Genomic DNA, 21,169 nt, shown 5'->3' on the forward strand with positions numbered 1-21,169 from the left:
AGTGCGCTTAGTTGCTGTTTTTAGGCACTGTTTTGCCATCTTTAGTCAGCAGCGTGTCAAACAGGTCGATACGGCGGTCACGGTAAACGCCCCAGCTGCGGCGAATGTGTGCCAGCTCGTCGAGGTCAAAACTGTGCACCAGTACTGCTTCGCTGACTTCGTCGGCTTCCTGCACTTTGGCACCAAACTGGTCGGCAATAAAGGAGCTGCCATAGAAAGTGATAGAGAAATCCTGTTCAGATTCAGTACCGATGCGGTTTGACGCAATCAGCGGCACCAGGTTGGCGGCGGCGTGACCTTGCTGGGTACGTTGCCAGTGGTCGCGCGAAGAGATGGTTGGGTCATGCGGTTCGCTGCCAATCGCCGTTGGGTAGAACAACAGTTCTGCGCCCATCAATGCCATAGTGCGGGCACATTCCGGGAACCACTGATCCCAACAGATGCCAATGCCGATTTTGGCGTAGGCGGTGTCCCAGACTTTAAAACCGGAATCACCCGGCGTGAAATAGTATTTTTCGCTGTAACCCGGGCCGTCCGGGATGTGGCTCTTGCGATAAGTGCCGAGGTAAGAGCCATCGGCATCAATGACTGCAACGCTGTTATACAGGCAGTTACCGGCGCGCTCATAGAAACTGATTGGCAGAACCACATTCAGTTCTTTAGCGATTTTAGTGAAATGCGCGACTGCCTGATTGTTTTCCAGCGGTGTGGCGAATTCTAAATATTCTGGTTTTTGCTTCTGGCAGAAGTAGTTACGTTCAAACAGTTCCTGCAGCAGGATAATTTGGGCGCCTTTTGCAGCGGCATCACGCACCAGTTTTTCACCGCGGGCAATATTTTCTTCTACATTCCAGCCACCGATCATCTGAGTGGCAGCAACAGTTACCTTACGCATGCAAAGCATCTCCTGGCAAAAGAACAAAATAGACACATTACTTTAGCCACTTATCGTCACCGCAGCAAAGACTGACGGGCAGTAATGGACTGGCACATAATGCAGTTTGGCCGCGCAAAATGCCGGATTTTTCCCCGCGGGTCAATGAAATTCTGCTGATTTTTCCGCACCTTGGCTGAGATGAATTATCCGCGAATTTCTATGCGGCATTCGCGGATATTCATTAGGATTTTATGCTGTTTTCGCCAGGTCTATTGATTTGCCAATTCAGCAGCCAAAAGCAACAACCGAGGTTGCAGGCGGGTTTTGTAATTGATATGCACATAACTGAACTGAATTTCGCCGCTTTTATTGATAATAAAAACGGCGGGCGCCGGCAGCACAGCCTGACCTGTACTGTCATACGTCAGCTGTATGCCATAAGTACCTTTATAGGTTTTCTCTGTCGCGGCATCCATGTAATACGCCACACCAAAACCTTGCAGGGCATTCAGGTGAGGATCAGACAACAGCTGATAATTCAGCGCGGCATCTTTAGTCATTAGTTCAGACTTGCTGCTGGCTGTCGGTAATTCAGGGCTGACGGCCAGAATGCGGTATCCGAGTTTCTGTAATTGCGGTGCGATGTCGCGAAGGCCCGCCAGTTGCGTGTTGCAATAAGGGCACCAGCCGCCACGATAAAATACCAGAATGGTTTTTTGCTGACTTAACAAGGCCGACAAATCGATAGTCGCTCCTTTACTATCTTGCACCTGTAATCCGCTAGGTACTGACTGACCGTTTAATAGAGGCCTAATCTGTTCGGGTTTTAACGCGATTTCTGCCGCACCGGCAAAAAAAGTGCTGAGCAGCAGTGAAATGGAAAACAACATCTGTCGGTAACGGGTCATAACTTGGGCCTTTGATTGATGAAAGTCACTGGGATCACAAGACCTGTTCACGCCGGATTTTCGTTCGCGCTGTGAAAAAAATTATCATTTTGTGATTTATCGCAGCTTTCAGCTGCGGAAGCTGCGTAAAATACCGGCTCAGGATAAGTGTTTGATGGTCATCATGAATAAGGCAGGTCAGCGTGTTTGATATTGCAATTGTCGGTGGCGGCATGGTTGGCGCGGCTTTGGCTGTAGCAACGGCGCGAGCTGGTATGAAAGTCGCGTTACTGGAGCGGCAAATGCCAGTCACGATCAGTGAACACAGTGAAGTGGACTTGCGGGTCAGTGCAATCAATCGTCGCAGCGAGCAATGGCTTCAAGATCTTGGCGCCTGGCCGCAATTAATGACCAGCCGGCTGGCTCCGTATGCCACATTACGTGCTTTTGAAGGCGATGCGGCACCGCTGGATTTTACTGCCGCCGAACTGGGTGAAGATCACCTCGGTCACATCATCGAGAATTTACATATCCAGCAAGCGTTATGGCAGCAATTGCCAGATACAGTCGAACGGTTTTGCCCGGTCCAACTACAGGGCTATCAGCAGATGAACGATTATGCCAGTCTGCAGACTGATCAGGGTGAGATAAAAGCCCGTTTGCTGATCGCCGCCGACGGCGCGCAGTCGCAACTGAAACAACTGGCAGGGATTGGCTCGCAAGGGTGGCAATATAGCCAGGCCTGTTTGCTGGTGCATGTCAGTACAAGCTACGACGCATTGCCGATGACCTGGCAGCAGTTTACACCGCAAGGGCCACGGGCCTATTTACCATTGCCGGGCCGCGAGGCATCACTGGTGTGGTATGACGACCATCTGCGCATTCAGCAACTTGCAGCGCTCCCGCCGCAACAGCTCGCACAACAAATCCAGCAGCATTTCCCGGCAGAGCTTGGTGAATTCAGCGTGCTCAAACAGGGTTATTTCCCGCTTACCCGCAGCCACGCCAATCAATATGTCAAAGGCCGGCTGGTGCTAGCCGGTGATGCGGCGCATACCATCAATCCACTAGCCGGGCAGGGTGTTAATCTGGGGTTTGCCGACGCGCAGTGCCTGGCGGCATTACTGATTAAACAGTTCGCTGCTGGTGCTGATTTGGCAGCCCCTGCGTTGTTGGCGCAATATGAGAGTGAAAGGCGTAAGGCGAATCTATTGATGATGTCCGCGATGGATGTGTTTTATCAGGTCTTCAGCAGCAAACTGACTCCATTGGTACAGCTACGCCGGCTCGGTTTACAGGTGGCCGCGAAGGCAGGGCCACTGAAAACTTATGTGGGAAAATATGCGGCGGGTCTGGTCTGACGCCAGTACTCAGACATTGATTGCGCTGGACAAGGTGCTTGCCTTATCGGTTTTCATTGTTTTACGCTGGGGTCAGCTGGATCACTGAGGCATATCGCATGCAGAGTCTTGGATGGCGTGACTATGCTGCGCGCCGGACCGGTTTACCGGTCGGTAGCCGTGGTGAGTTACGGCAAAATCTCTATCGGGCCTTCACCGCCAGTAGCTTCGGCCGTTTCTGGCAGATCTGGAACCCGCTGTTTGGTTTTTATTTGCAGCTGTGGCTGTATCGCCCGCTACAGCGACGACTGCCGCAATCACTGGCTCTGTGGTTAACCTTCGTTGGCAATGGCATGTTGCATGATGCAGTAACGATGCTGGTACGACAGGATGTTGCTTTGTTTTTCACACCCTGGTTCGCTTTGATGGGCGCTTATGTATTGGCGGAAAAACGGTTTGGGCTTCGTCTAACAGCTGGCAGACCAAGGCTTGCGATGTTCTACCACAGCAGTTTGTTAGTAGCGACTGCGGTGCTGTCAGGCTTTGTCCGGATTTGAATAGCTGGCTGAATTTATTCAAAACGTCAGAAAAAGAAAACCCAGCCGAAGCTGGGTTATCAAAGAATGGCAGGGGTACAGGGATTCGAACCCCAGAATGGCGGGATCAAAACCCGCTGCCTTACCGCTTGGCTATACCCCTGCAGAAGCACATGTGGCTGTAACGTATGAACTGATGACCATACTGCCACTAAAATTAATGGCAGGGGTACAGGGATTCGAACCCCAGAATGGCGGGATCAAAACCCGCTGCCTTACCGCTTGGCTATACCCCTGCAGAAACTGCAGAATTCTTACTTGCTTTGGTGCGGAAAGAGAGACTCGAACTCTCACGCCTCGCGGCGCTGGAACCTAAATCCAGTGCGTCTACCAATTTCGCCATTTCCGCAATATACGGCGAACAACGCAGAGAAAGTGGTGGCTACAGCGGGAATCGAACCTGCGACCCCAGCATTATGAGTGCTGTGCTCTAACCAGCTGAGCTATGTAGCCACTGCGTCTTAGTTGTCCTAAGCAAGTGGCGCGTATTATGCTCATCCATGTTTTTTGCGTCAACCGTTTTTTTACCACAAATCCATGCATTTGAATCGTTTGCTGAATTTATGTTCGCCTTGCTGCAGTTCGCAGCAATTTCTGGCCAAATCATCGCCGCTGAGGCTGATAAGGTTTGGCACTTTGCTCTTTTGCGTTAGTATCGCTACCTACCTCTATACGCAAAAAATTGCCTTTGGATGACCAATGACAGATAAAACTGCGCGCTGGCCGCGCCAACTACCATATATTATTGCCAGTGAAGCCTGTGAACGCTTTAGCTTTTATGGCATGCGCAATATTCTGACGCCGTTTTTAATGACGGCGTTGCTGTTGTCGGTGCCGGAACAATTCCGCGCCGGTGAAGCTAAAGACATTTTTCACTCCTTTGTTATCGGTGTGTACTTTTTCCCGCTGCTTGGTGGCTACCTCGCTGATAAATTCCTCGGTAAATACCGCACTATTTTGTACTTAAGCATTCTGTACTGTATTGGTCATGCTTTTCTGGCAGTCTTTGAGACCAACAAAGAAGGCTTTTATGCCGGCTTGTTTTTAATAGCCTTAGGCTCAGGCGGTATTAAACCGCTGGTGTCGGCCTTTATGGGTGACCAATTTGACCAGTCGAATAAACATCTGGCCCGCAAAGCCTTTGACTGGTTTTATTTCACCATCAATTTCGGATCGTTTTTCGCGTCATTGTCGATGCCGCTAGTGCTGAAACACTATGGCGCGGCCTGGGCCTTTGGTTTGCCTGGCGCGCTGATGGCGTTGGCTACGTTGTTCTTCTGGCTTGGACGTAGCCGCTACGTACACGTTGCGCCGGAGCCGGATAATCCACATAGCTTTTTGCAGGTGGCGAAAACAGCGCTGCTGAGCAAACAGGCTGGTCACGCAGATAAAGGTTTATATCTGGCCTGCGCCGGTGTGGCGCTGGCGCTGTTTTCATTGTCACAAACACCGAACTTAGGGTTTGTTGCGGCGTTCTGTCTGGCTTTAGTTTTTATGATTGGTTTTGGCGGAGGCGGTGCCGCCTTGCAGCTTGAGCGTGCGCGGGGAATACATCCGGACGAAGCAGTAGATGGTGTGCGGGTGGTATTGCGGGTATTAGTGCTGTTTGCTCTGGTCACGCCATTCTGGTCTTTGTTTGATCAAAAAGCCTCTACCTGGGTACTGCAAGCAAACCTGATGAGCCGGCCGGAGTGGTTTGAACCGGCGATGATGCAGGCACTGAATCCTTTACTGGTGATGATCCTGATCCCATTTAATAACTTTGTGCTTTATCCGTTATTAGAACGATCTGGCTTAAAAATCACAGCGTTACGCCGGATGGGGGCGGGGATCGCTTTTTCCGGTTTTGCTTGGATAGTGGCAGGCAGCCTGCAGGTTTGGCTGGATAACGGCCATATTGTCAGTATTTTATGGCAGATGCTGCCATATGCCTTACTGACCTTTGGCGAGGTCCTGGTCTCTGCCACCGGTCTGGAATTTGCCTATAGTCAGGCGCCGGCCACGATGAAAGGCATTATCACGGCATTTTGGCAATTGTCGGTCACTGTCGGGAACCTGTGGGTGCTGCTCGCCAATAATAGTATCCGCAGTGAGTCGGTGTTATCGCATGTCGACAGCACAGGTCTCAGTCAAACTGCGTTTTTGATGTACTTTTTTGCAGGTTTTGCGCTGGTGGCTGCCGCCGTGTTCGCGTTATATGCAAGGCGTTATCAGCTGGTGGATAACTACCGGGCTGCGGGTTAATCAGCGCCGTGTGCCCATAAAAAAAGCCCGCGTTGCGGGCTTTTTTTGCAAGAAATGAATCAGACGTTAAACAGGAAGTGCATCACGTCGCCGTCTTTACAGACGTAAGTTTTACCTTCAACTTTCAGCTTCCCGGCTTCTTTAGCCCCGGCTTCACCGTTACAGGCGATAAAGTCGTCAAAAGACACCACTTGAGCACGGATAAAACCACGTTCGAAGTCGGTGTGGATCACGCCAGCTGCTTGAGGCGCTGTCGCGCCAACCGGAATAGTCCAGGCACGCACTTCTTTCACACCAGCGGTGAAATAAGTGTGCAGATTCAATAACGAATAACCGCCGCGGATCACCCGGTTTAAACCAGGTTCATTTAAGCCCATTGATTCTAAGAATTCGGCTTTTTCGTCATCTTCCAGTTCAGAAATTTCTGATTCAATGGCGGCGCACACTGGCACGACAATAGCGCCTTCTTTGGCGGCAATTTCACGCACGACATCGAGGTGTGGGTTATTTTCAAAGCCATCTTCCAGCACGTTGGCGATGTACATGGTCGGTTTGATGGTCAGGAAATTCATGTAAGAAATCAGCGCTTTTTCTTCTGGAGACAGCTCCAGCTGGCGCAGCGTCAGGCCTGATTCTAAGTGCGCTTTGACTTTTTCCAGCACTTCAATTTCAGCTTTGGCATCTTTGTCACCGGCTTTGGCTTTTTTGCTGACGCGGAAAATAGCTTTTTCCGCGCTATCCATATCAGCGAGGACTAATTCCATATTGATGGTATCGATGTCGTCAGCCGGGTCGACTTTGTTGGCAACGTGGATCACGTTTTCATCTTCAAAACAACGCACCACGTGGCCGATGGCGTCGGTTTCGCGGATGTTGGCCAGGAACTTATTGCCAAGACCTTCGCCTTTAGACGCGCCTTTGACCAGGCCTGCGATATCAACAAATTCCATCGTCGTTGGCAGGATGCGTTGTGGTTTGACGATGTCAGCCAGTTGCGTCAGACGCGGATCCGGCACAGGGACCACACCGGTATTCGGTTCAATGGTACAAAACGGGAAGTTGGCTGCTTCGATGCCAGCTTTGGTCAAAGCATTGAATAAAGTCGATTTACCGACGTTGGGTAAACCAACGATGCCACATTTAAAGCCCATTTTTCAGATCCTGTGTTATCCGGGGTCAGCGTGCTGACCAGAAAAAAGATGTTGTGCGTTTTTGCACAGGGCTCAGGCTTGCGCCGGAGCCGCGTTAAAACTATGCAGCCGATGTTGCGCTTTGACCAGGCCTTGTTCCAGCCACAGTTCAAAACAGCGCAGACTTTCGTCGAGCGCTTCATCCAGCAGTTTTTGCTCCGCCTGCGGCGCTTTACCCAGCACATAGCCGGTCACTTTATCTTTGTGACCCGGATGGCCGATGCCAAGCCGCAAACGGTAAAAATTCAGGTTGTTGCCAAATTTGCCGGCAATATCTTTCAGACCATTGTGACCGGCGTGGCCACCACCGAGTTTGATTTTCGCCGTACCGGCCGGCAGCGCCATTTCATCATGCGCAACCAGGATCTGCTCAGGTGGAATTTTGTAAAATTGCGCCAGCGCCAAAGTCGCTTTGCCACTTAAATTCATAAAAGTGGTCGGGATCAGCAGTTTAATTTCACGGCCCTGGCAGACAATCTTGCCTGACAAACCATAGAACTTCGGATCAGCTTTGAGCGGGGCGTTGTAGCGGCGGGCCAGTTGTTCGACAAACCACTGTCCGGCATTGTGTCGGGTCTTTTCATACTCGGGGCCTGGATTACCCAGGCCCACGATTAACTGAATGTTCTCAGTCATGCTTACTCAGCGGCTTCAGCGTCTGCTTTACCGGCTGGTTTGTTGACAGAAACAACGGCTTGGTCATGACCAGCGCCTTTTGCCAGTTCAGCGATAGTCACGCCGGCTGGAACTTTCAGGTCTGACAGGTGCAGTGTTACGCCAACTTCAACGTTTGCCAGGTCAACTTCAATGAATTCTGGCAGGTTTGCTGGCAGAACAGTGATAGCAACTTCGTTGATGTGGTGAGCAACGATACCGCCTTTTTTACCAGCAGCAGCTTCGTTAACGAAGTGCAGAGGAACGATTGTGTGCAGCTCGTGGCCAGCTTCAACGCGTTGGAAGTCAACGTGCATTACTTTTGGCTTGAACGGGTGGCGTTGCATGGCTTTAACGATTGCTTTTACTTCTTCACCGCCGACGTTGATAGTCAGGATGTGCGTGTAGAAGCCTTCGTTGGCTTGTGCCTGGATCAGTTTGTTGTGTTCCAGAGTCACTGACAGAGGCGCTTGGTGGCCACCGTAGATGATTGCAGGAACTTTGTCCGCGTGACGCAGGCGGCGGCTCGCACCTTTCCCCAGGTCGTTACGGATTTCGGCATTTAACGTGTAAATGGCTTCAGACATTTGGATCTCCAAAAATTAAGAATGCCGGTTTCCGCGACCAGAAAACCAGCTCAGATTTTTTTCTCACCACAAAAACGCGAGGCGCTCTGGCGGAAAAAAGCGCGACATAATAGCACCGGCCCTATGTTCAGGCAAACAAAAAAGCCGCTCAGGGAGCGGCTTTTATCAACAATGCGGACGCTTAATCAAACATCGAAGAAATTGATTCTTCGTTGCTGATACGGCGGATACATTCAGCCATCATCTCGCTCAGGGTCAGCTGTTTCACTTTGCTCACTGCCTGCATGGCTGGTGACAATGGAATAGTGTCAGTAATGATCAATTCGTCGATCACTGAGTTAGCGATGTTTTCTGCGGCGTTACCAGAGAAGACCGGGTGCGTCGCATAGGCGAACACGCGGCGGGCGCCTTGTTCTTTTAAGGCTTCAGCGGCTTTACACAGCGTACCACCGGTGTCGATCATATCGTCGACGATGATACAGTCGCGATCTCTCACGTCACCAATGATGTGCATCACTTGAGCCACGTTGGCTTTTGGCCGGCGTTTGTCGATGATGGCAAGGTCGGCATCGTTCAGCAGTTTGGCAATAGCACGGGCCCGCACCACACCACCGATATCCGGCGACACCACCACAGGCGCCTGGAACTCACGCTTACGCATATCATCCAGCAGCACTGGCGATGCGAAAACGTTGTCGACCGGGACGTCGAAGAAACCCTGGATTTGTTCAGCATGCAGGTCAACGGTTAACACGCGGTCAACACCGACGCTGGACAAGAAATCTGCCACAACTTTCGCTGTGATAGGTACCCGGGCTGAACGGACGCGACGGTCCTGACGGGCATAACCAAAATATGGGATCACCGCAGTGATACGACCGGCAGAAGCGCGGCGCAGCGCATCGACCATCACGATCAGTTCAATCAGGTTATCGTTGGTCGGGGCGCAGGTAGACTGGATAATAAAAACGTCCGATCCACGGACGTTTTCATTAATCTGAACGCTGACTTCTCCATCGCTGAAACGGCCAACTTCGGCATCGCCGAGCTTGATGTACAGGCGGCTGGCGATTTTTCTGGCGAGTTCTGGTACGGCGTTACCAGCGAATATCTTCATGTCGGGCACGGTAGGATCCTCAGGGATTGCTCCGGTTAAAATCTGAAATCAGCACCCGGCAGCAAAAGGGCGCTGATCCCTCGTCATACGGCATGTCGTAACGCAGTCAGCAGCGGCGACTGGTTGAGCCCCCGGGCGACAAATCCGCGGCAATTTGCCGGCAAGTCAGCCAGGGCGCGACGAGCACTGAGTTCATCGGCGAATTCAGCGAAAACACTGGCACCAGTACCCGTCATTCGAGACGGCGCGTATTCTACCAACCACTGTAAGGTTATTGCAACCTGCGGACACAGACGTTCAACCAGTGGCTGACAGTCATTTCGCCACGGACTGGTCATTAAATCTGCCAGCGTCAGCGCTTTACTGTCACGGATCAAATCGGCATGAGTAAAGACCGCTGCGGTTGAAACATGCGCATCCGGCGTGACCACCAGATACCAGCAATCCGGCAGTTCTACCGGCTGCAACTGCTCGCCAACCCCTTCAGCAAAGGCAGTCTGGCCAAACACAAACACCGGTACATCCGCCCCGAGTTTTAAGCCGATATCGGCAAGTTGTTGGGTTGATAATCCAAGTTTCCACAATAAATTTAATGCATGCAGAGTAGTCGCCGCATCGGACGAACCACCACCAAGCCCACCGCCCATTGGCGTGCGTTTTTCCAGATAAATCTCAATACCCGCATCCCCGGTGGCCATCGGCTGCAACAACTTAGCAGCACGCACCACCAGATTATCACTACCAGCAATGCTGGCATCAGAACAGCGAAAATCGATAGCGCCGCTTTGATTGGCGCGAAAAATCAGCTCGTCACCGACGTCCAGTATGCGAAACAGCGTTTGCAAATTGTGGTAGCCGTCCGCGCGCCGCCCGGTGATATGCAAAAATAAATTCAGTTTGGCCGGGGCCGGTAATGTCAGCATGTTATTGATGAAAGTGCCTGTCATGGTTGCCACTCCCGGATCACCAGTTTGAGGCGGGTGTCGCCGGATTGCAGCTGCATTTTGCGCGGCAGCGATTTGGCGTCAGGGAAAAAATCACTGTAACTGACCTGCCATTGCCGGTCACGGCTGTCGGTCAGGGTAAAACTGGTCAGGCGGCCCATGCCGTCGCGTTGTAAGTTTTCGCTGCTGGGGCCTGGCAGGCCCTTCAGCCACAGCTGCATTTCTTCAATCGGCAAAGACCAGCCGGATAAATAATCCAGCAAGGCACCGGCAGACATGGCCTGATGGGTCTGACCATCGACTTTGACTGTCGCGCCTTGTTGATGTGTCTCCAGTTCAAACACGGTCAGGCCAAGGAAGTTGGTCATGGATGCCTGATAATATTCGCCGTGTTGCTGCCAGTTCAGCGTGCCACTGACATTTTCTCCTGGCGCTTTGACGCCGAGGGCAGCGACCACTTTATATTCGGTCATCGCATCGAGTGCCTGCTCGCGTTCAGTGGCGGGCAAGGGGCGTGAAACTTGCGGAGCCGGCTGGCTGGCGCAGCCGGTTAACAAAAGACCCAGCAAACAGCCGGCCCAGAGATTTTGCTTCAAAAACACAGTTTTTCCTGCTTCAAAATGATGCGCCGGACCTGCAAGCGGTTGCAGCAGGCTTTTCAGCGTCCGTGGATTTTCGTACAATCCGGCCTTTATCCGGTACTCTGGCGTTATCCTGCCAAAGTTTCCTTACTTATTTTCAGGTGAATCGCTATTTTTGCACTTGGCATCAATCACAAAACTGCGCCGGTCGCCCTGCGTGAGCAACTGGCTTTTGCGCCAGAGCAAGTCGCTGATGCGCTGCTGGATCTGACTGCCAAAACGGCGGTGACTGATGCTGTGATCGTTTCCACCTGCAACAGAACTGAATTGTATTTTAGCGGTAGCAGCGAACAATCGAAACAAGTGATTGACTGGCTGGCGCAATTTCATCAGCTGAACTTGCAAGACGTTGAGCCGCACCTGTATCTGCACAGCGCGGATGCCGCTTCAACGCATCTGATGCGGGTCGCTTGTGGTTTAGATTCACTAGTGCTCGGCGAGCCGCAAATTCTTGGCCAGGTCAAGCAAGCTTATAGCCAATCGCGCCAGTTGGGCACTATCCAGCCGGTATTTGAACGGCTGTTTCAGAAAACTTTTGCGGTGGCCAAACAGGTTCGTACTGACACTGAAATTGGCGCAAGTGCCGTGTCGGTGGCTTTTGCCGCAGTGACGCTGGCGCGGCAAATTTTTGGCAAACTTAATGATGTCAAAGTGTTACTGATTGGTGCCGGTGAAACGATTGAATTGGTAGCTAAACATCTGCTGGAACAAGGCGCGGCGCATCTGACGGTGGCAAATCGCTCGTATGACAGAGCTGCTGCGCTGGCGGTACAATTTAACGGTCAGGTGGTGAGCTTGGCACAAGTGCCGCAGGCGCTGGTCGATGCCGATGTGGTGATCAGTTCCACCGCCAGTACCTTGCCGATTGTTGGTAAAGGGATGGTGGAGCAAGCGCTGAAAAAACGCCGGCACAAGCCAATGTTTCTGGTCGATTTAGCCGTGCCACGCGATATCGAAGCGCAAGTAGCAGAGCTTGAAGATGCGTATCTCTATACCGTCGATGACTTACAGAATATCGTTGCGCAGAATATGCAATCCCGCCAGGCAGCCGCCGAGCAGGCCGAACAGATGATTGCCGTTGGCGTGGCAGATTTCAGTCAGTGGCTGGCGCTGCAGGGCAATATCGACTGGGTGCGGGATTACCGCGAGCGCTGCGATGCGGTGAAGCAAGAATTATTACAAAGGGCGCTGAATCAGCTCGCCAGCGGCCAGAGCGCCGATAAGGTGATGACTGAATTAGCGACTAAACTCAGCAACAGGTTAATGCATGCACCAACCCGGACCATCCGGCAGTTGCTGCAAGATGACACTACTCAACCCCAAACATTGATCAACACGCTGTTAGATGTGTAGTTGGATGTTTAATCAGGTATTTATTGTTCCATGAAAGAATCGGTATATCGCAAACTCGAAGGTCTGGTCGAGCGTTATGAAGAAGTGCAGGCGCTGTTAAGCGACGCTGCCGTGATCTCTGATCAGAATAAATTCCGCGAGTTATCCCGCGAATACAGTCAGCTCGAGCCGATCGCTCAGCATTTCGCGCTGTATTGTCAGGCGCAGGACGATTTGCAAAGCGCCGAAGAAATGTTGAAAGACGCCGATCCGGATATGCGGGAGATGGCGCAGGAAGAATTTAAATCTGGCAAAGAACGGATTGAAGTGCTGGATCAGGAATTACAAATCCTGCTGTTGCCAAAAGATCCGAACGATAACAACAACTGCTTCCTTGAGATCCGCGCTGGTGCCGGTGGTGATGAAGCCGCCATTTTTGCCGGTGATTTATTCCGCATGTACAGCCGCTATTGTGAAAAACGCCGCTTCAAAACCGAGATCATCAGTTTTAACGACGGTGAACACGGCGGCTACAAGGAAATTATCGTCAGTGTGCAGGGCGACGGCGCTTATGGCGTACTGAAGTTTGAATCAGGTGGTCACCGCGTGCAACGGGTGCCAGCCACCGAATCACAGGGGCGGGTGCATACCTCAGCCTGTACTGTGGCAATCATGCCGGAAGTGCCGGAAAGTGAAGCGATTGAAATCAATCCTGCCGATTTAAAAGTGGATACCTACCGTGCGTCCGGCGCCGGTGGACAGCACGTGAACCGGACCGATTCTGCGATCCGTATTACGCACTTGCCAACTGGCATTGTAGTGGAATGTCAGGACGAACGGTCGCAACATAAAAACCGCGCTCGCGCCATGTCGGTGCTGCAGTCGCGCATTCAGGCGGCCGAAGATGAAAAACACCGGCTGGCGGAAGAATCAACGCGCCGTTTGTTGGTGGGGTCGGGGGATCGTTCAGAGCGCATCCGTACCTATAACTTCCCGCAAGGCCGTTTGACTGATCACCGCATCAACCTGACTATCTACAAATTACTGGATGTGATGGAAGGTGATCTGGATCCGATATTGGGTCCGCTAAGTCACGAATATCAGGCTGATCAATTGGCCGCGCTGGCCGAGGAAAACCGCTGATGTTATTGCGTCAGTGGCTGCAGCAGGCAGAAACCGCGCTGCAGGCGCTGGCACAGCAAGACCCGCACGCCTCCGATCTGGCTTTTGAAGCCAGTCGGCTTTGGGCCGATGTGCTGGATAAAAACCCGGCCAGCCAGCGTTTGTACCTGGACCAGTCACTGAACGAAGCTGAATTAAACCGCTTAAATACCGCGTTACAGCGGCGCGCCACTGGCGAGCCTCTGGCCTACATCACTGGGCGCTGGTGGTTCTGGGACCTGGAACTCGAAGTGGCCCCTTGTACGCTGATCCCAAGACCGGATACCGAGTTACTGGTGGAGCAAGCCTTAGCGCTGTCGTTGCCGTTAGATGCCAAAGTGCTGGATTTAGGAACAGGTACTGGTGCAATTGCCTTGACGCTCGCGTCACAGCGGCCACAGTGGCATGTCACTGCCGTCGATTTTTCTGCAGAAGCCGTCGCCTTGGCCGAACGCAATCGCAGCCGCTTACAGCTTGGCAATGCTTGTGTTTTGCAAAGTGACTGGTATCAGGCCGTTGCCGGGAAATGTTTTGATTTAATCATTTCAAACCCGCCGTATATCGACGCGGAGGACCCGCATCTGCAACAAGGTGATGTGCGGTATGAACCGCTCAGTGCGCTGGTGGCGGCGGATGACGGTCTTTCTGACATCCGGCTCATTTGCACACAAGCGCCGCTGCATTTGCGGCCAGGCGGCTGGCTCTGGCTCGAACATGGTCATCAGCAGCACGAAGCGGTGCAACTGATCCTGCAGCAAGCAGGCTTCACCGCGATCCAATCCCGCCGCGACTACGGCGGCAACTGGCGCATCAGCGGTGGCTGTTGGCCGCGCTGATCTTATCCCGCTTTTAACACGTATTCACCCTCAGTCTTTTCCTGAATATTTTCAGTGATATTTGCAGCAATCTTTTTGACCATCGCTTGATTAACGCATATAACTACTGCAGTTTATTCTTAAAATAATTAATTCATCTCAATCACTTAAACTACCAGAGTCGAGTGGCTGAAGCTCAAGAGGGAACAAGCGTGGCGAATGATTTTTTATTTGCGGATGAGCCAGACGAGCAGGCGCCGCAACATAACGGCAGCTGGAAGATCCTAATCGTCGACGATGAACCTGAAGTTCACGCTGTGACGAAACTGGCACTCAGTGATTTCGCATTTCAGGGCAAAAATCTGGAGTTTTACAGCGCTTATTCCGGTACTGAAGCGAAAAAGTTGATCGAAACGCACCACGACGCGGCCATCATTCTGTTGGATGTGGTGATGGAGTCAGACGACGCTGGTTTGATTGTGGCGCGTTACATCCGTGAAGAGCTGCACAACCATTATGTTCGCATTATCCTGCGTACCGGGCAGCCGGGACAGGCGCCGGAGCGGCAGGTGATCGTCAATTACGACATCAACGACTACAAATCCAAGACCGAACTGACCGCGCAAAAACTCTTTACCGTCATCATGTCGAGCCTGCGCTCGTACCGCGATATTCTGTCTATCGATAACAGCCGGCGCGGTCTGGAAAAAATTATCACCGCCTCGGCCGATCTATTTTCGTCGCACTCGATGGAACAGTTCATTGATGGCGTCCTGCAACAACTGACTTCTATTCTTGGCTGCGATGACAATGCACTGTTGGTCACGTCGTCACTGGTTGCCGGTAATATTCACGAAAATACCGACCCGGATCAGTTGGTGGTATTTGCCGGTCTCGGTGAATTTGAACACCAGGAAGGCCGCGCGGTATCTGATGTACTGGACCATACGCTGATGGATGCTTTCCATCAGGCGCTCAGAAGCCGCAGCATTGTCTATCGTGAAAACTATCTGGTGGCCTACTGCACCAGTAAATTCACTCATGGCTCCTTGTTGTATGTGTCAGGTCTGCCGACTCTGGTCAATGAAACGCAAAAACGGCTGATCGAGTTGTTTTCGCAAAACGTGCAAATTGCCTATGAAAACGTGCAGTTGCAGCATGAAATTGAAGATACCCAGCGTGAGATTGTGTACCGGCTCAGTGAAGCGGTAGAGCAACGCTCGATTGAAACCGGCAACCATGTCAAACGTGTTGCGTTTATTTGTTATGAACTGGCAACGGCTTATGGATTACCGGTGGATGAGGCAGAAAAACTGATGTTTGCCTCGCCTTTGCATGATGTCGGCAAAGTAGGGATCCCGGATGGCATCCTGAATAAACCGATGAAACTGGCTGAACATGAGTGGGAAGTGATGAAAACCCATTCCAGTATCGGTTACGAGATCTTAAAAAACTCCAAGCGTGCCATTATTCAGGCGGGGGCGGTGATCGCCCGTGATCATCATGAAAAATGGGATGGTAGTGGTTATCCGGCCGGTAAACGCGGCGAAGAAATTCATGTGTATGGCCGGATCGCGGCAGTCGCTGATGTCTACGATGCGCTGCGGCACCGTCGCTGTTATAAATCGCCGTGGACTGCCGATGCAACACTGGCGCATATGGAAAGCGAAGCAGGGCGTCAATTTGACCCGCGCCTGATTGAGTTCCTGAAAACCCGCATCGATAAAATTGAAGCGATTTTAACCAAGTATCCCGACGAGGAATAAACCCGCAACACGACTGACAAAGCCACCTTCTGGCGGCTTTGTTGCTGATAAGCATGGACGATCAGGCGTCTAACATGCAAAATGCGTTTTTCTTCAACTAGTCCATTGATTGCGCGTCGTCAGCATGCGACTGCTCAGTCAGATCCCGGAGCATATTGCGATGTATATGGCATTAAAACATACCCATCTGTTATTGGTTGCCCTGAGTGTTTCCCTGTTATTTATTCGCTTTGTCCTGAGCCTGCGTGACTCAGCATTGTTACAGAAAAAACTGTTCAAAGTGCTGCCGCATGTGATTGATACCTTGTTGTTGTTATCTGCAGCCGGCCTGATGCTGACCATTCAGCAATATCCGTTTGTCACGCCGTGGCTGACAGAAAAGTTTATCGGTTTACTGGCCTACATCGCCCTTGGCGTGATGGCGTTAAAAGGCCGCACCAAAGCGCTGCGGGTGTTCGCGTTTTTCGGCGCCCTCGGTTGGTTGGCACTGATGATCCGCGTGGCAATCACCAAGACGCCGGTATTATTTGGCTAAGTTTGGACTTGTGTCCGGCTGCAACAATCAGCCGTGTTATTGAAGGAGGCCCCTGTGGCGTCGATGAATATTCAGATTGGTAAGCTGGAAGTTGCCAACGAAAAACCTTTTGTGTTGTTCGGTGGTATGAATGTGCTGGAATCGCGTGACATGGCGCTGCAGGTGGCAGAACACTATGTCAGAGTTTGCGAAAAGCTCGGTATTCCTTATGTGTTTAAAGCGTCTTTTGATAAAGCCAACCGGTCGTCCGTGCATTCTTATCGTGGGCCTGGTCTTGAAGAAGGTTTGCGGATTTTTGAAGAGATTAAACGCACATTTAATATCCCGCTGATCACGGACGTGCATGAACCCTATCAGGCGGCCCCTGTCGCTGAAGTGGTCGATGTGATCCAGCTGCCGGCATTTCTGGCGCGCCAGACGGATTTGGTTGTGGCGATGGCTAATACCGGTGCGGTGATCAATGTGAAGAAGCCGCAATTTCTGGCCCCGCATGAAATGCGCCATATCATCACCAAGTTTGCCGAGGCCGGCAACGACAAAGTGATCCTGTGTGAGCGTGGTTCTTGTTTTGGCTATAACAATCTGGTCGTTGACATGCTGGGCATGGACGAAATGAAGCAATATGGTCCGGTGATTTTTGACGCGACCCATGCGCTGCAAAAACCAGGCGGTCGCACCGATTCGGCCGATGGTCGTCGCGCACAAGCGGCACAGCTGGCACGGTCAGGCATGGCTTTAGGACTGGCCGGTTTGTTCATTGAAGCGCATCCGGATCCAAATCTGGCTAAATGCGATGGCCCGTGTGCGTTGCCACTGGCGAAGCTGGAAGACTATCTGCAACAAATGCAGGCGTTGGATCAATTGGTGAAATCCTTTGCACCATTGGATACTTCTGCCAATTAAGTGATACGCCTTAACCGTTACAAACGCTGCAGCGCGATGCTCAGCGTTTGTAACGTTCCTGCACATACACCACCACTTGTTGATAACTCTGCTGTAAGCGGTCGGCCAATGCGCTCAATTCGGGCCAGTAGGGCTGCTCTGCCTGTTGTTCCAGCTGCAATGCCAGTTCTGACAATGCTAAAGCGCCAACACTCTTTGCCATCGATTTTAATTGATGGGCCAGACTGCGACAGACCTCTGCTTGTTGCAGTTGCTGCGCATCCTGCAGTTGCACCAGCAGATCGGCGGCATGACTGACAAAATAATTCAGATATTGTTGATGTTTTGCCGGATCCGGCCCTAGGAAATTGGCAATAGTGGTAAAACAAATGGGGCTTACTTCTGCAACGTCCGGTGCCGCCGGCGTGATTTGTACCGTTGCTGGTTGAGGCTCTGCCGCTTCAGGCGCAGCAAGCGGCAGCCAACGCTGCAACACGGCATGCAATTTCGCCAATTCGACCGGTTTGGTCAGATAGTCGTCCATGCCAACACTCAGGCATTTTTGTGCCTCACCTTTCAGGGCATTGGCGGTAATGGCGACAATGCGGGTGAAGACGATGTCTTCGTCGTCATATTGTGCGGCTTCTTTGCGGATCGCCCGGGCCAAATCATAGCCGCTGAGGTTTGGCATATGCAGGTCGGTCAGCAGCAGGGGATAGCGATATTGACGCCATTTATCCAGAGCGATTTGGCCGTCGTCGGCTACTTCAACCCGATAACCGAGCGTTTGTAACTGTTCGACCAAGACCTTTTGATTCATCGGATTATCTTCGGCCAATAACAACAATGGCGCATTGTCGCCTGCGACGGCCGGGCCGCTGTCCAGCGCTTGCGGAAATTGCAGCGCAGGTTTGTTGCTCAGTTGGCCTTGCAGTTTTAACAACGCTGTGGCCAGGCTACTACGACACAGTGGATTAAGCTCCAGCACTTCGCTGCCGGCTGGCGCACTGCGCAGCGCTGATTCCACGGCGACCAGCAATAAAGTCGGCAGCGGTAGTGGCGCTGGTAATTGTTGCAAAGTACTTTCCGGCGACTGACTGCAGTCAAGCACGACCAGATCTGCGCCATGCTGCGGGGACCAGAGCTCTGCAAGATTGACCAGTACCGGCGTTGCACCAAAAGATGCCAGATACCGCTGCAACAGTTCTTGTTGTGCGCTGTCATCGCTGCAAATCAATACCCGCTGGTTTTGCAGATCGGGTTGTTGGCGCGGGATCGTTTCTTCAGCGTGGCGCATCGGCAACAACACACTGAATTCACTACCTTTTCCAATCACGCTTTGCACTTCAATCCGGCCAAACATCAATTCTGTCAGATGCTGACAAATCGACAAACCCAGACCGGTGCCACCATATTTGCGCGTAATGGAGCCTTCTGCTTGTAAAAAGGGCTGAAACAACTGGTTCAACTGCCGCGGGGTCATGCCTTTGCCGTTATCTGTCACCGAGATCCGGATTTGACAAAACTCCATATTATTGTCGACCAGTTCAGCTCTGATCTGCACTTTGCCGCGTTGTCCCGGCAAGGTTTCAGTGAATTTAATCGCATTGCCGGTCAGGTTATAGAGGATTTGCCGCAAGCGCACCGGATCACCGAGCAGACTTTCCGGAATGGCCGGATCCACAAAGATGCTGAGCTGCAGCTGGCGCTGTAATGCGACGGTAAACATAACTTGGGCGACGGCTTCGACCACTTCGTTCAGCGACAAAGGAATATGCTCAATTTCCATTTTGCCTGCTTCGATTTTGGAAAAATCCAAAATGTCGTCGAGGATGCGCAGCAGCGCAAAGGCGGATTCACGCACCGTATTGGTCAGACGGAACTGATTGCTGTTTAACATGGTATTTCTGAGCAAATCGACGGTGCCGATGATGCCATTCATCGGGGTACGGATCTCATGACTCATCGTGGCGAGAAACGTCGATTTCGCTTCATTTGCCCGCTCTGCACTGATTTTGGCGCTGGCCAGTGCTTCGGTGCGTTGCAGGATTTTATCATCCAGTTCGAGCTGTAACAGGGTGCAATCGGCTTTTGCTTTTTCCAATAGCAGTTGTTGTTCACGGCAATGTTGTAATAGCAACTGTAGCGGGTGTTCCAGCGCCTGCAGACTGCCGGGCAAGGTCAGCACCAATTCAAACTGCTGCCTGCCAACACAGAGCAGTAATTGGTCGTTGAGTTGTTGCTGCTGCTGTTGCAGGCGACGCTCGAATAAGCGCATCGGCACAACCCCTAATAGCAGCAGCATGCCTGCGCCTGCCGCCGCGAACAAGAACCAGAGTTGCCAGTCGCTCTGCAGCGGTTGTGCGACCAGGATCAGTTCCCCTTGCGGCACTGATTGACGTGCCAGCAGCAATTCTGCAGCGAGTGTTTCAGGCTGTAACGGATTAAAACCCGCGAGTCCGGGAGTGTGCGCCAGCACCTTCTGGTTGGGCCCGAGCAGATACAAGGCTTGTTGCTGCTCGCCAGCCAGCAGGTTTACCAGTTGCTGATTTGCTTGTTCCAGCGGCATCGCGGCAATGTTCGCCGGCACCAGCTGACTCACCAATTGCAGCTGATGCTGTAATTGCAGCCGCTGTCCATTATCATGCTGATGTTGTTGATACCAGGAATGGCACCACAGCGCACTGAATACCAAACAACTACTAACAGCTAATAGCCAGACGACCAACAGCGGCATTTTAAAGCTCGATTGCGGCATACGGATTTGTACGAATAGGTGAAAGTCCTTTCATTTTAATCAGTTTTTTCTAATTATCTGAGAACTTTCAGAAAATTTGCGACTAACGCGTGCATGGGTAAAGTTCGGCCGTGTTGGTGTCTGCTGTTACTTGCTGAAAAAATGCTGATAGTTTCAGCAGAATCGTTCGATTTGTTCAATCCATAAGCGGTCAGCAGGTTCTGGCCAAAAAAAAGTTGACTTGATCCGGCAAAATCCGTTTAATACCCCCCGTTGCCCAGATAGCTCAGTCGGTAGAGCAGCGGATTGAAAATCCGCGTGTCGGTGGTTCGATTCCGCCTCTGGGCACCACAAATTTTTAGTGTGTTGATTTTCCTCATCAATTCGCTAGCCAAGCAAAAAACCGTTTCGCTTGATATATGCCGCTTTAGCTCAGTTGGTAGAGCAACTGACTTGTAATCAGTAGGTCATCCGTTCGACTCGGATAAGCGGCACCATTTAAGACCAGTTTTGCCCAGATAGCTCAGTCGGTAGAGCAGCGGATTGAAAATCCGCGTGTCGGTGGTTCGATTCCGCCTCTGGGCACCAAAACAACAAGCCCCGGACTGTGTCCGGGGCTTTTGTTTTTCAACGCTGTCAGTTTCGCTTTTGCCTTGTCATCGCGACATCACGTTCTGCAATCAGCCCTGTGTTGTCAGCAATCAGTTAAGTAGTTGCTAATTTGTCGCATTCGTTCTAATCTGCGTGCCCCTTTTTGCATTCGCGCTGCATCAGGGGACTGGTTGTGCCATTTTGCTGAAAAAAGCAGCGGTCAGTGCAGACTGAGTTTCAACAGTTTCCGCTTCAGCTATGGTTATCAAATCT

At 51.8% G+C, this 21,169-nt stretch carries 18 protein-coding genes and 7 tRNA genes; 12 read left to right on the plus strand and 13 right to left on the minus strand.

The features are described 5' to 3' along the window. Positions 1-7 precede the first annotated feature (7 nt). Together aguB and ACQ66Q_RS20125 are read right to left on the minus strand one after the other, a co-directional pair. On the minus strand, positions 8-895 hold the full coding sequence (gene aguB, locus ACQ66Q_RS20120) for an N-carbamoylputrescine amidase (protein WP_377241021.1): 888 nt from the start codon (positions 893-895) through the stop codon (positions 8-10). 251 nt (positions 896-1,146) lie between these two features. Then, positions 1,147-1,785 (minus strand): peroxiredoxin-like family protein, encoded by a 639-nt coding sequence (locus tag ACQ66Q_RS20125; RefSeq protein ID WP_430458413.1) that lies wholly within the window; start codon positions 1,783-1,785, stop codon positions 1,147-1,149. 182 nt (positions 1,786-1,967) lie between these two features. On the opposite strand from ACQ66Q_RS20125, the gene ACQ66Q_RS20130 reads away from it, so the two are divergent. Together ACQ66Q_RS20130 and ACQ66Q_RS20135 are read left to right on the plus strand one after the other, a co-directional pair. Next, a complete protein-coding gene (locus ACQ66Q_RS20130) occupies positions 1,968-3,125 on the plus strand; it encodes an FAD-dependent oxidoreductase (RefSeq protein ID WP_430458414.1) in 1,158 nt (385 codons plus the stop codon). Between the two features lie 98 nt (positions 3,126-3,223). Beyond that, positions 3,224-3,661, plus strand: coding sequence for a hypothetical protein (locus ACQ66Q_RS20135; protein ID WP_430458415.1), 438 nt, complete (start codon positions 3,224-3,226; stop codon positions 3,659-3,661). A gap of 67 nt (positions 3,662-3,728) precedes the next feature. Here the strand turns inward: ACQ66Q_RS20135 and ACQ66Q_RS20140 are convergent. From ACQ66Q_RS20140 to ACQ66Q_RS20155, 4 genes are all read right to left on the minus strand, one after another. Then, positions 3,729-3,803: transfer RNA gene (locus ACQ66Q_RS20140), tRNA-Gln, on the minus strand. 58 nt (positions 3,804-3,861) lie between these two features. After that, positions 3,862-3,936 (minus strand) — tRNA-Gln (locus ACQ66Q_RS20145). Positions 3,937-3,964: 28 nt separating this feature from the next. After that, a tRNA-Leu gene (locus tag ACQ66Q_RS20150) sits at positions 3,965-4,049 on the minus strand. 27 nt (positions 4,050-4,076) lie between these two features. Then, positions 4,077-4,153 (minus strand) — tRNA-Met (locus ACQ66Q_RS20155). A gap of 246 nt (positions 4,154-4,399) precedes the next feature. On the opposite strand from ACQ66Q_RS20155, the gene ACQ66Q_RS20160 reads away from it, so the two are divergent. After that, positions 4,400-5,944 carry an oligopeptide:H+ symporter gene (locus tag ACQ66Q_RS20160; protein WP_430458416.1) on the plus strand — a complete coding sequence of 515 codons (1,545 nt, stop codon included), beginning with the start codon at positions 4,400-4,402 and terminating at the stop codon, positions 5,942-5,944. Positions 5,945-6,003: 59 nt separating this feature from the next. On the opposite strand, the gene ychF is transcribed toward ACQ66Q_RS20160, so the two are convergent. From ychF to lolB, 6 genes are all read right to left on the minus strand, one after another. After that, positions 6,004-7,095 (minus strand): redox-regulated ATPase YchF, encoded by a 1,092-nt coding sequence (ychF, locus tag ACQ66Q_RS20165; RefSeq protein WP_208930549.1) that lies wholly within the window; start codon positions 7,093-7,095, stop codon positions 6,004-6,006. A gap of 72 nt (positions 7,096-7,167) precedes the next feature. Further along, entirely contained in the window at positions 7,168-7,770 is a 603-nt protein-coding gene (gene pth, locus ACQ66Q_RS20170) for an aminoacyl-tRNA hydrolase (RefSeq protein WP_430458417.1), read from the minus strand. Positions 7,771-7,772: 2 nt separating this feature from the next. Beyond that, a complete protein-coding gene (locus tag ACQ66Q_RS20175; protein ID WP_430458418.1) occupies positions 7,773-8,375 on the minus strand; it encodes a 50S ribosomal protein L25/general stress protein Ctc in 603 nt (200 codons plus the stop codon). Between the two features lie 181 nt (positions 8,376-8,556). Further along, the gene (locus ACQ66Q_RS20180) at positions 8,557-9,492 is read right to left on the minus strand and encodes a ribose-phosphate pyrophosphokinase (protein WP_430458575.1); all 936 of its coding nucleotides are present in this window, start codon (positions 9,490-9,492) and stop codon (positions 8,557-8,559) included. Between the two features lie 83 nt (positions 9,493-9,575). Further along, entirely contained in the window at positions 9,576-10,415 is an 840-nt protein-coding gene (gene ispE / locus ACQ66Q_RS20185) for a 4-(cytidine 5'-diphospho)-2-C-methyl-D-erythritol kinase (protein WP_430458576.1), read from the minus strand. Between the two features lie 20 nt (positions 10,416-10,435). Then, positions 10,436-11,038 carry a lipoprotein insertase outer membrane protein LolB gene (gene lolB / locus ACQ66Q_RS20190; RefSeq protein ID WP_430458419.1) on the minus strand — a complete coding sequence of 201 codons (603 nt, stop codon included), beginning with the start codon at positions 11,036-11,038 and terminating at the stop codon, positions 10,436-10,438. Positions 11,039-11,188: 150 nt separating this feature from the next. Between lolB and hemA the strand changes: the two genes are divergently transcribed. The 6 genes from hemA to kdsA all read left to right on the plus strand — a co-directional run bounded on the left by hemA (position 11,189) and on the right by kdsA (position 17,589). Beyond that, positions 11,189-12,430 carry a glutamyl-tRNA reductase gene (gene hemA / locus ACQ66Q_RS20195; RefSeq protein WP_430458577.1) on the plus strand — a complete coding sequence of 414 codons (1,242 nt, stop codon included), beginning with the start codon at positions 11,189-11,191 and terminating at the stop codon, positions 12,428-12,430. 30 nt (positions 12,431-12,460) lie between these two features. After that, the gene (gene prfA / locus ACQ66Q_RS20200) at positions 12,461-13,552 is read left to right on the plus strand and encodes a peptide chain release factor 1 (RefSeq protein ID WP_430458420.1); all 1,092 of its coding nucleotides are present in this window, start codon (positions 12,461-12,463) and stop codon (positions 13,550-13,552) included. Next, entirely contained in the window at positions 13,552-14,406 is an 855-nt protein-coding gene (prmC, locus tag ACQ66Q_RS20205) for a peptide chain release factor N(5)-glutamine methyltransferase (RefSeq protein WP_430458421.1), read from the plus strand. Before prfA ends, prmC begins: the two co-directional genes overlap by 1 nt. 191 nt (positions 14,407-14,597) lie before the next feature. After that, the gene (locus ACQ66Q_RS20210; protein ID WP_430458422.1) at positions 14,598-16,151 is read left to right on the plus strand and encodes a DUF3369 domain-containing protein; all 1,554 of its coding nucleotides are present in this window, start codon (positions 14,598-14,600) and stop codon (positions 16,149-16,151) included. Between the two features lie 124 nt (positions 16,152-16,275). Next, entirely contained in the window at positions 16,276-16,686 is a 411-nt protein-coding gene (locus ACQ66Q_RS20215; protein WP_430458423.1) for a SirB2 family protein, read from the plus strand. 63 nt (positions 16,687-16,749) lie between these two features. Continuing rightward, positions 16,750-17,589, plus strand: a complete 840-nt coding sequence (kdsA, locus tag ACQ66Q_RS20220; RefSeq protein WP_430458578.1) for a 3-deoxy-8-phosphooctulonate synthase — start codon at positions 16,750-16,752, stop codon at positions 17,587-17,589. Positions 17,590-17,629: 40 nt separating this feature from the next. On the opposite strand, the gene ACQ66Q_RS20225 is transcribed toward kdsA, so the two are convergent. Beyond that, positions 17,630-20,305, minus strand: a complete 2,676-nt coding sequence (locus tag ACQ66Q_RS20225) for an ATP-binding protein (protein ID WP_430458424.1) — start codon at positions 20,303-20,305, stop codon at positions 17,630-17,632. 275 nt (positions 20,306-20,580) lie between these two features. Here ACQ66Q_RS20225 and ACQ66Q_RS20230 point away from each other — a divergent pair. The 3 genes from ACQ66Q_RS20230 (at position 20,581) to ACQ66Q_RS20240 (ending at position 20,893) form a co-directional block, all read left to right on the plus strand. After that, positions 20,581-20,656 (plus strand) — tRNA-Phe (locus ACQ66Q_RS20230). 70 nt (positions 20,657-20,726) lie between these two features. Continuing rightward, positions 20,727-20,802: transfer RNA gene (locus ACQ66Q_RS20235), tRNA-Thr, on the plus strand. 15 nt (positions 20,803-20,817) lie between these two features. Continuing rightward, positions 20,818-20,893, plus strand: a tRNA-Phe gene (locus ACQ66Q_RS20240). Positions 20,894-21,169 lie beyond the last annotated feature (276 nt).

It is taken from the genome of Rheinheimera sp., from assembly GCF_965283995.1.
In the GTDB taxonomy this organism is placed as follows: domain Bacteria; phylum Pseudomonadota; class Gammaproteobacteria; order Enterobacterales; family Alteromonadaceae; genus Pararheinheimera.

What these genes read in the sequence shown, in the direction of transcription:
- aguB (WP_377241021.1), bottom strand. Translation starts at nt 895, where the DNA reads ATGCGTAAGGTAACTGTTGCTGCCACTCAGATGATCGGTGGCTGGAAT.
- ACQ66Q_RS20125 (WP_430458413.1), bottom strand. Translation starts at nt 1,785, where the DNA reads ATGACCCGTTACCGACAGATGTTGTTTTCCATTTCACTGCTGCTCAGC.
- ACQ66Q_RS20135 (WP_430458415.1), top strand. Translation starts at nt 3,224, where the DNA reads ATGCAGAGTCTTGGATGGCGTGACTATGCTGCGCGCCGGACCGGTTTA.
- ACQ66Q_RS20160 (WP_430458416.1), top strand. Translation starts at nt 4,400, where the DNA reads ATGACAGATAAAACTGCGCGCTGGCCGCGCCAACTACCATATATTATT.
- ychF (WP_208930549.1), bottom strand. Translation starts at nt 7,095, where the DNA reads ATGGGCTTTAAATGTGGCATCGTTGGTTTACCCAACGTCGGTAAATCG.
- pth (WP_430458417.1), bottom strand. Translation starts at nt 7,770, where the DNA reads ATGACTGAGAACATTCAGTTAATCGTGGGCCTGGGTAATCCAGGCCCC.
- ACQ66Q_RS20175 (WP_430458418.1), bottom strand. Translation starts at nt 8,375, where the DNA reads ATGTCTGAAGCCATTTACACGTTAAATGCCGAAATCCGTAACGACCTG.
- ACQ66Q_RS20180 (WP_430458575.1), bottom strand. Translation starts at nt 9,492, where the DNA reads ATGAAGATATTCGCTGGTAACGCCGTACCAGAACTCGCCAGAAAAATC.
- ispE (WP_430458576.1), bottom strand. Translation starts at nt 10,415, where the DNA reads ATGCTGACATTACCGGCCCCGGCCAAACTGAATTTATTTTTGCATATC.
- prfA (WP_430458420.1), top strand. Translation starts at nt 12,461, where the DNA reads ATGAAAGAATCGGTATATCGCAAACTCGAAGGTCTGGTCGAGCGTTAT.
- prmC (WP_430458421.1), top strand. Translation starts at nt 13,552, where the DNA reads ATGTTATTGCGTCAGTGGCTGCAGCAGGCAGAAACCGCGCTGCAGGCG.
- ACQ66Q_RS20215 (WP_430458423.1), top strand. Translation starts at nt 16,276, where the DNA reads ATGCGACTGCTCAGTCAGATCCCGGAGCATATTGCGATGTATATGGCA.
- kdsA (WP_430458578.1), top strand. Translation starts at nt 16,750, where the DNA reads ATGAATATTCAGATTGGTAAGCTGGAAGTTGCCAACGAAAAACCTTTT.
- ACQ66Q_RS20225 (WP_430458424.1), bottom strand. Translation starts at nt 20,305, where the DNA reads ATGCCGCTGTTGGTCGTCTGGCTATTAGCTGTTAGTAGTTGTTTGGTA.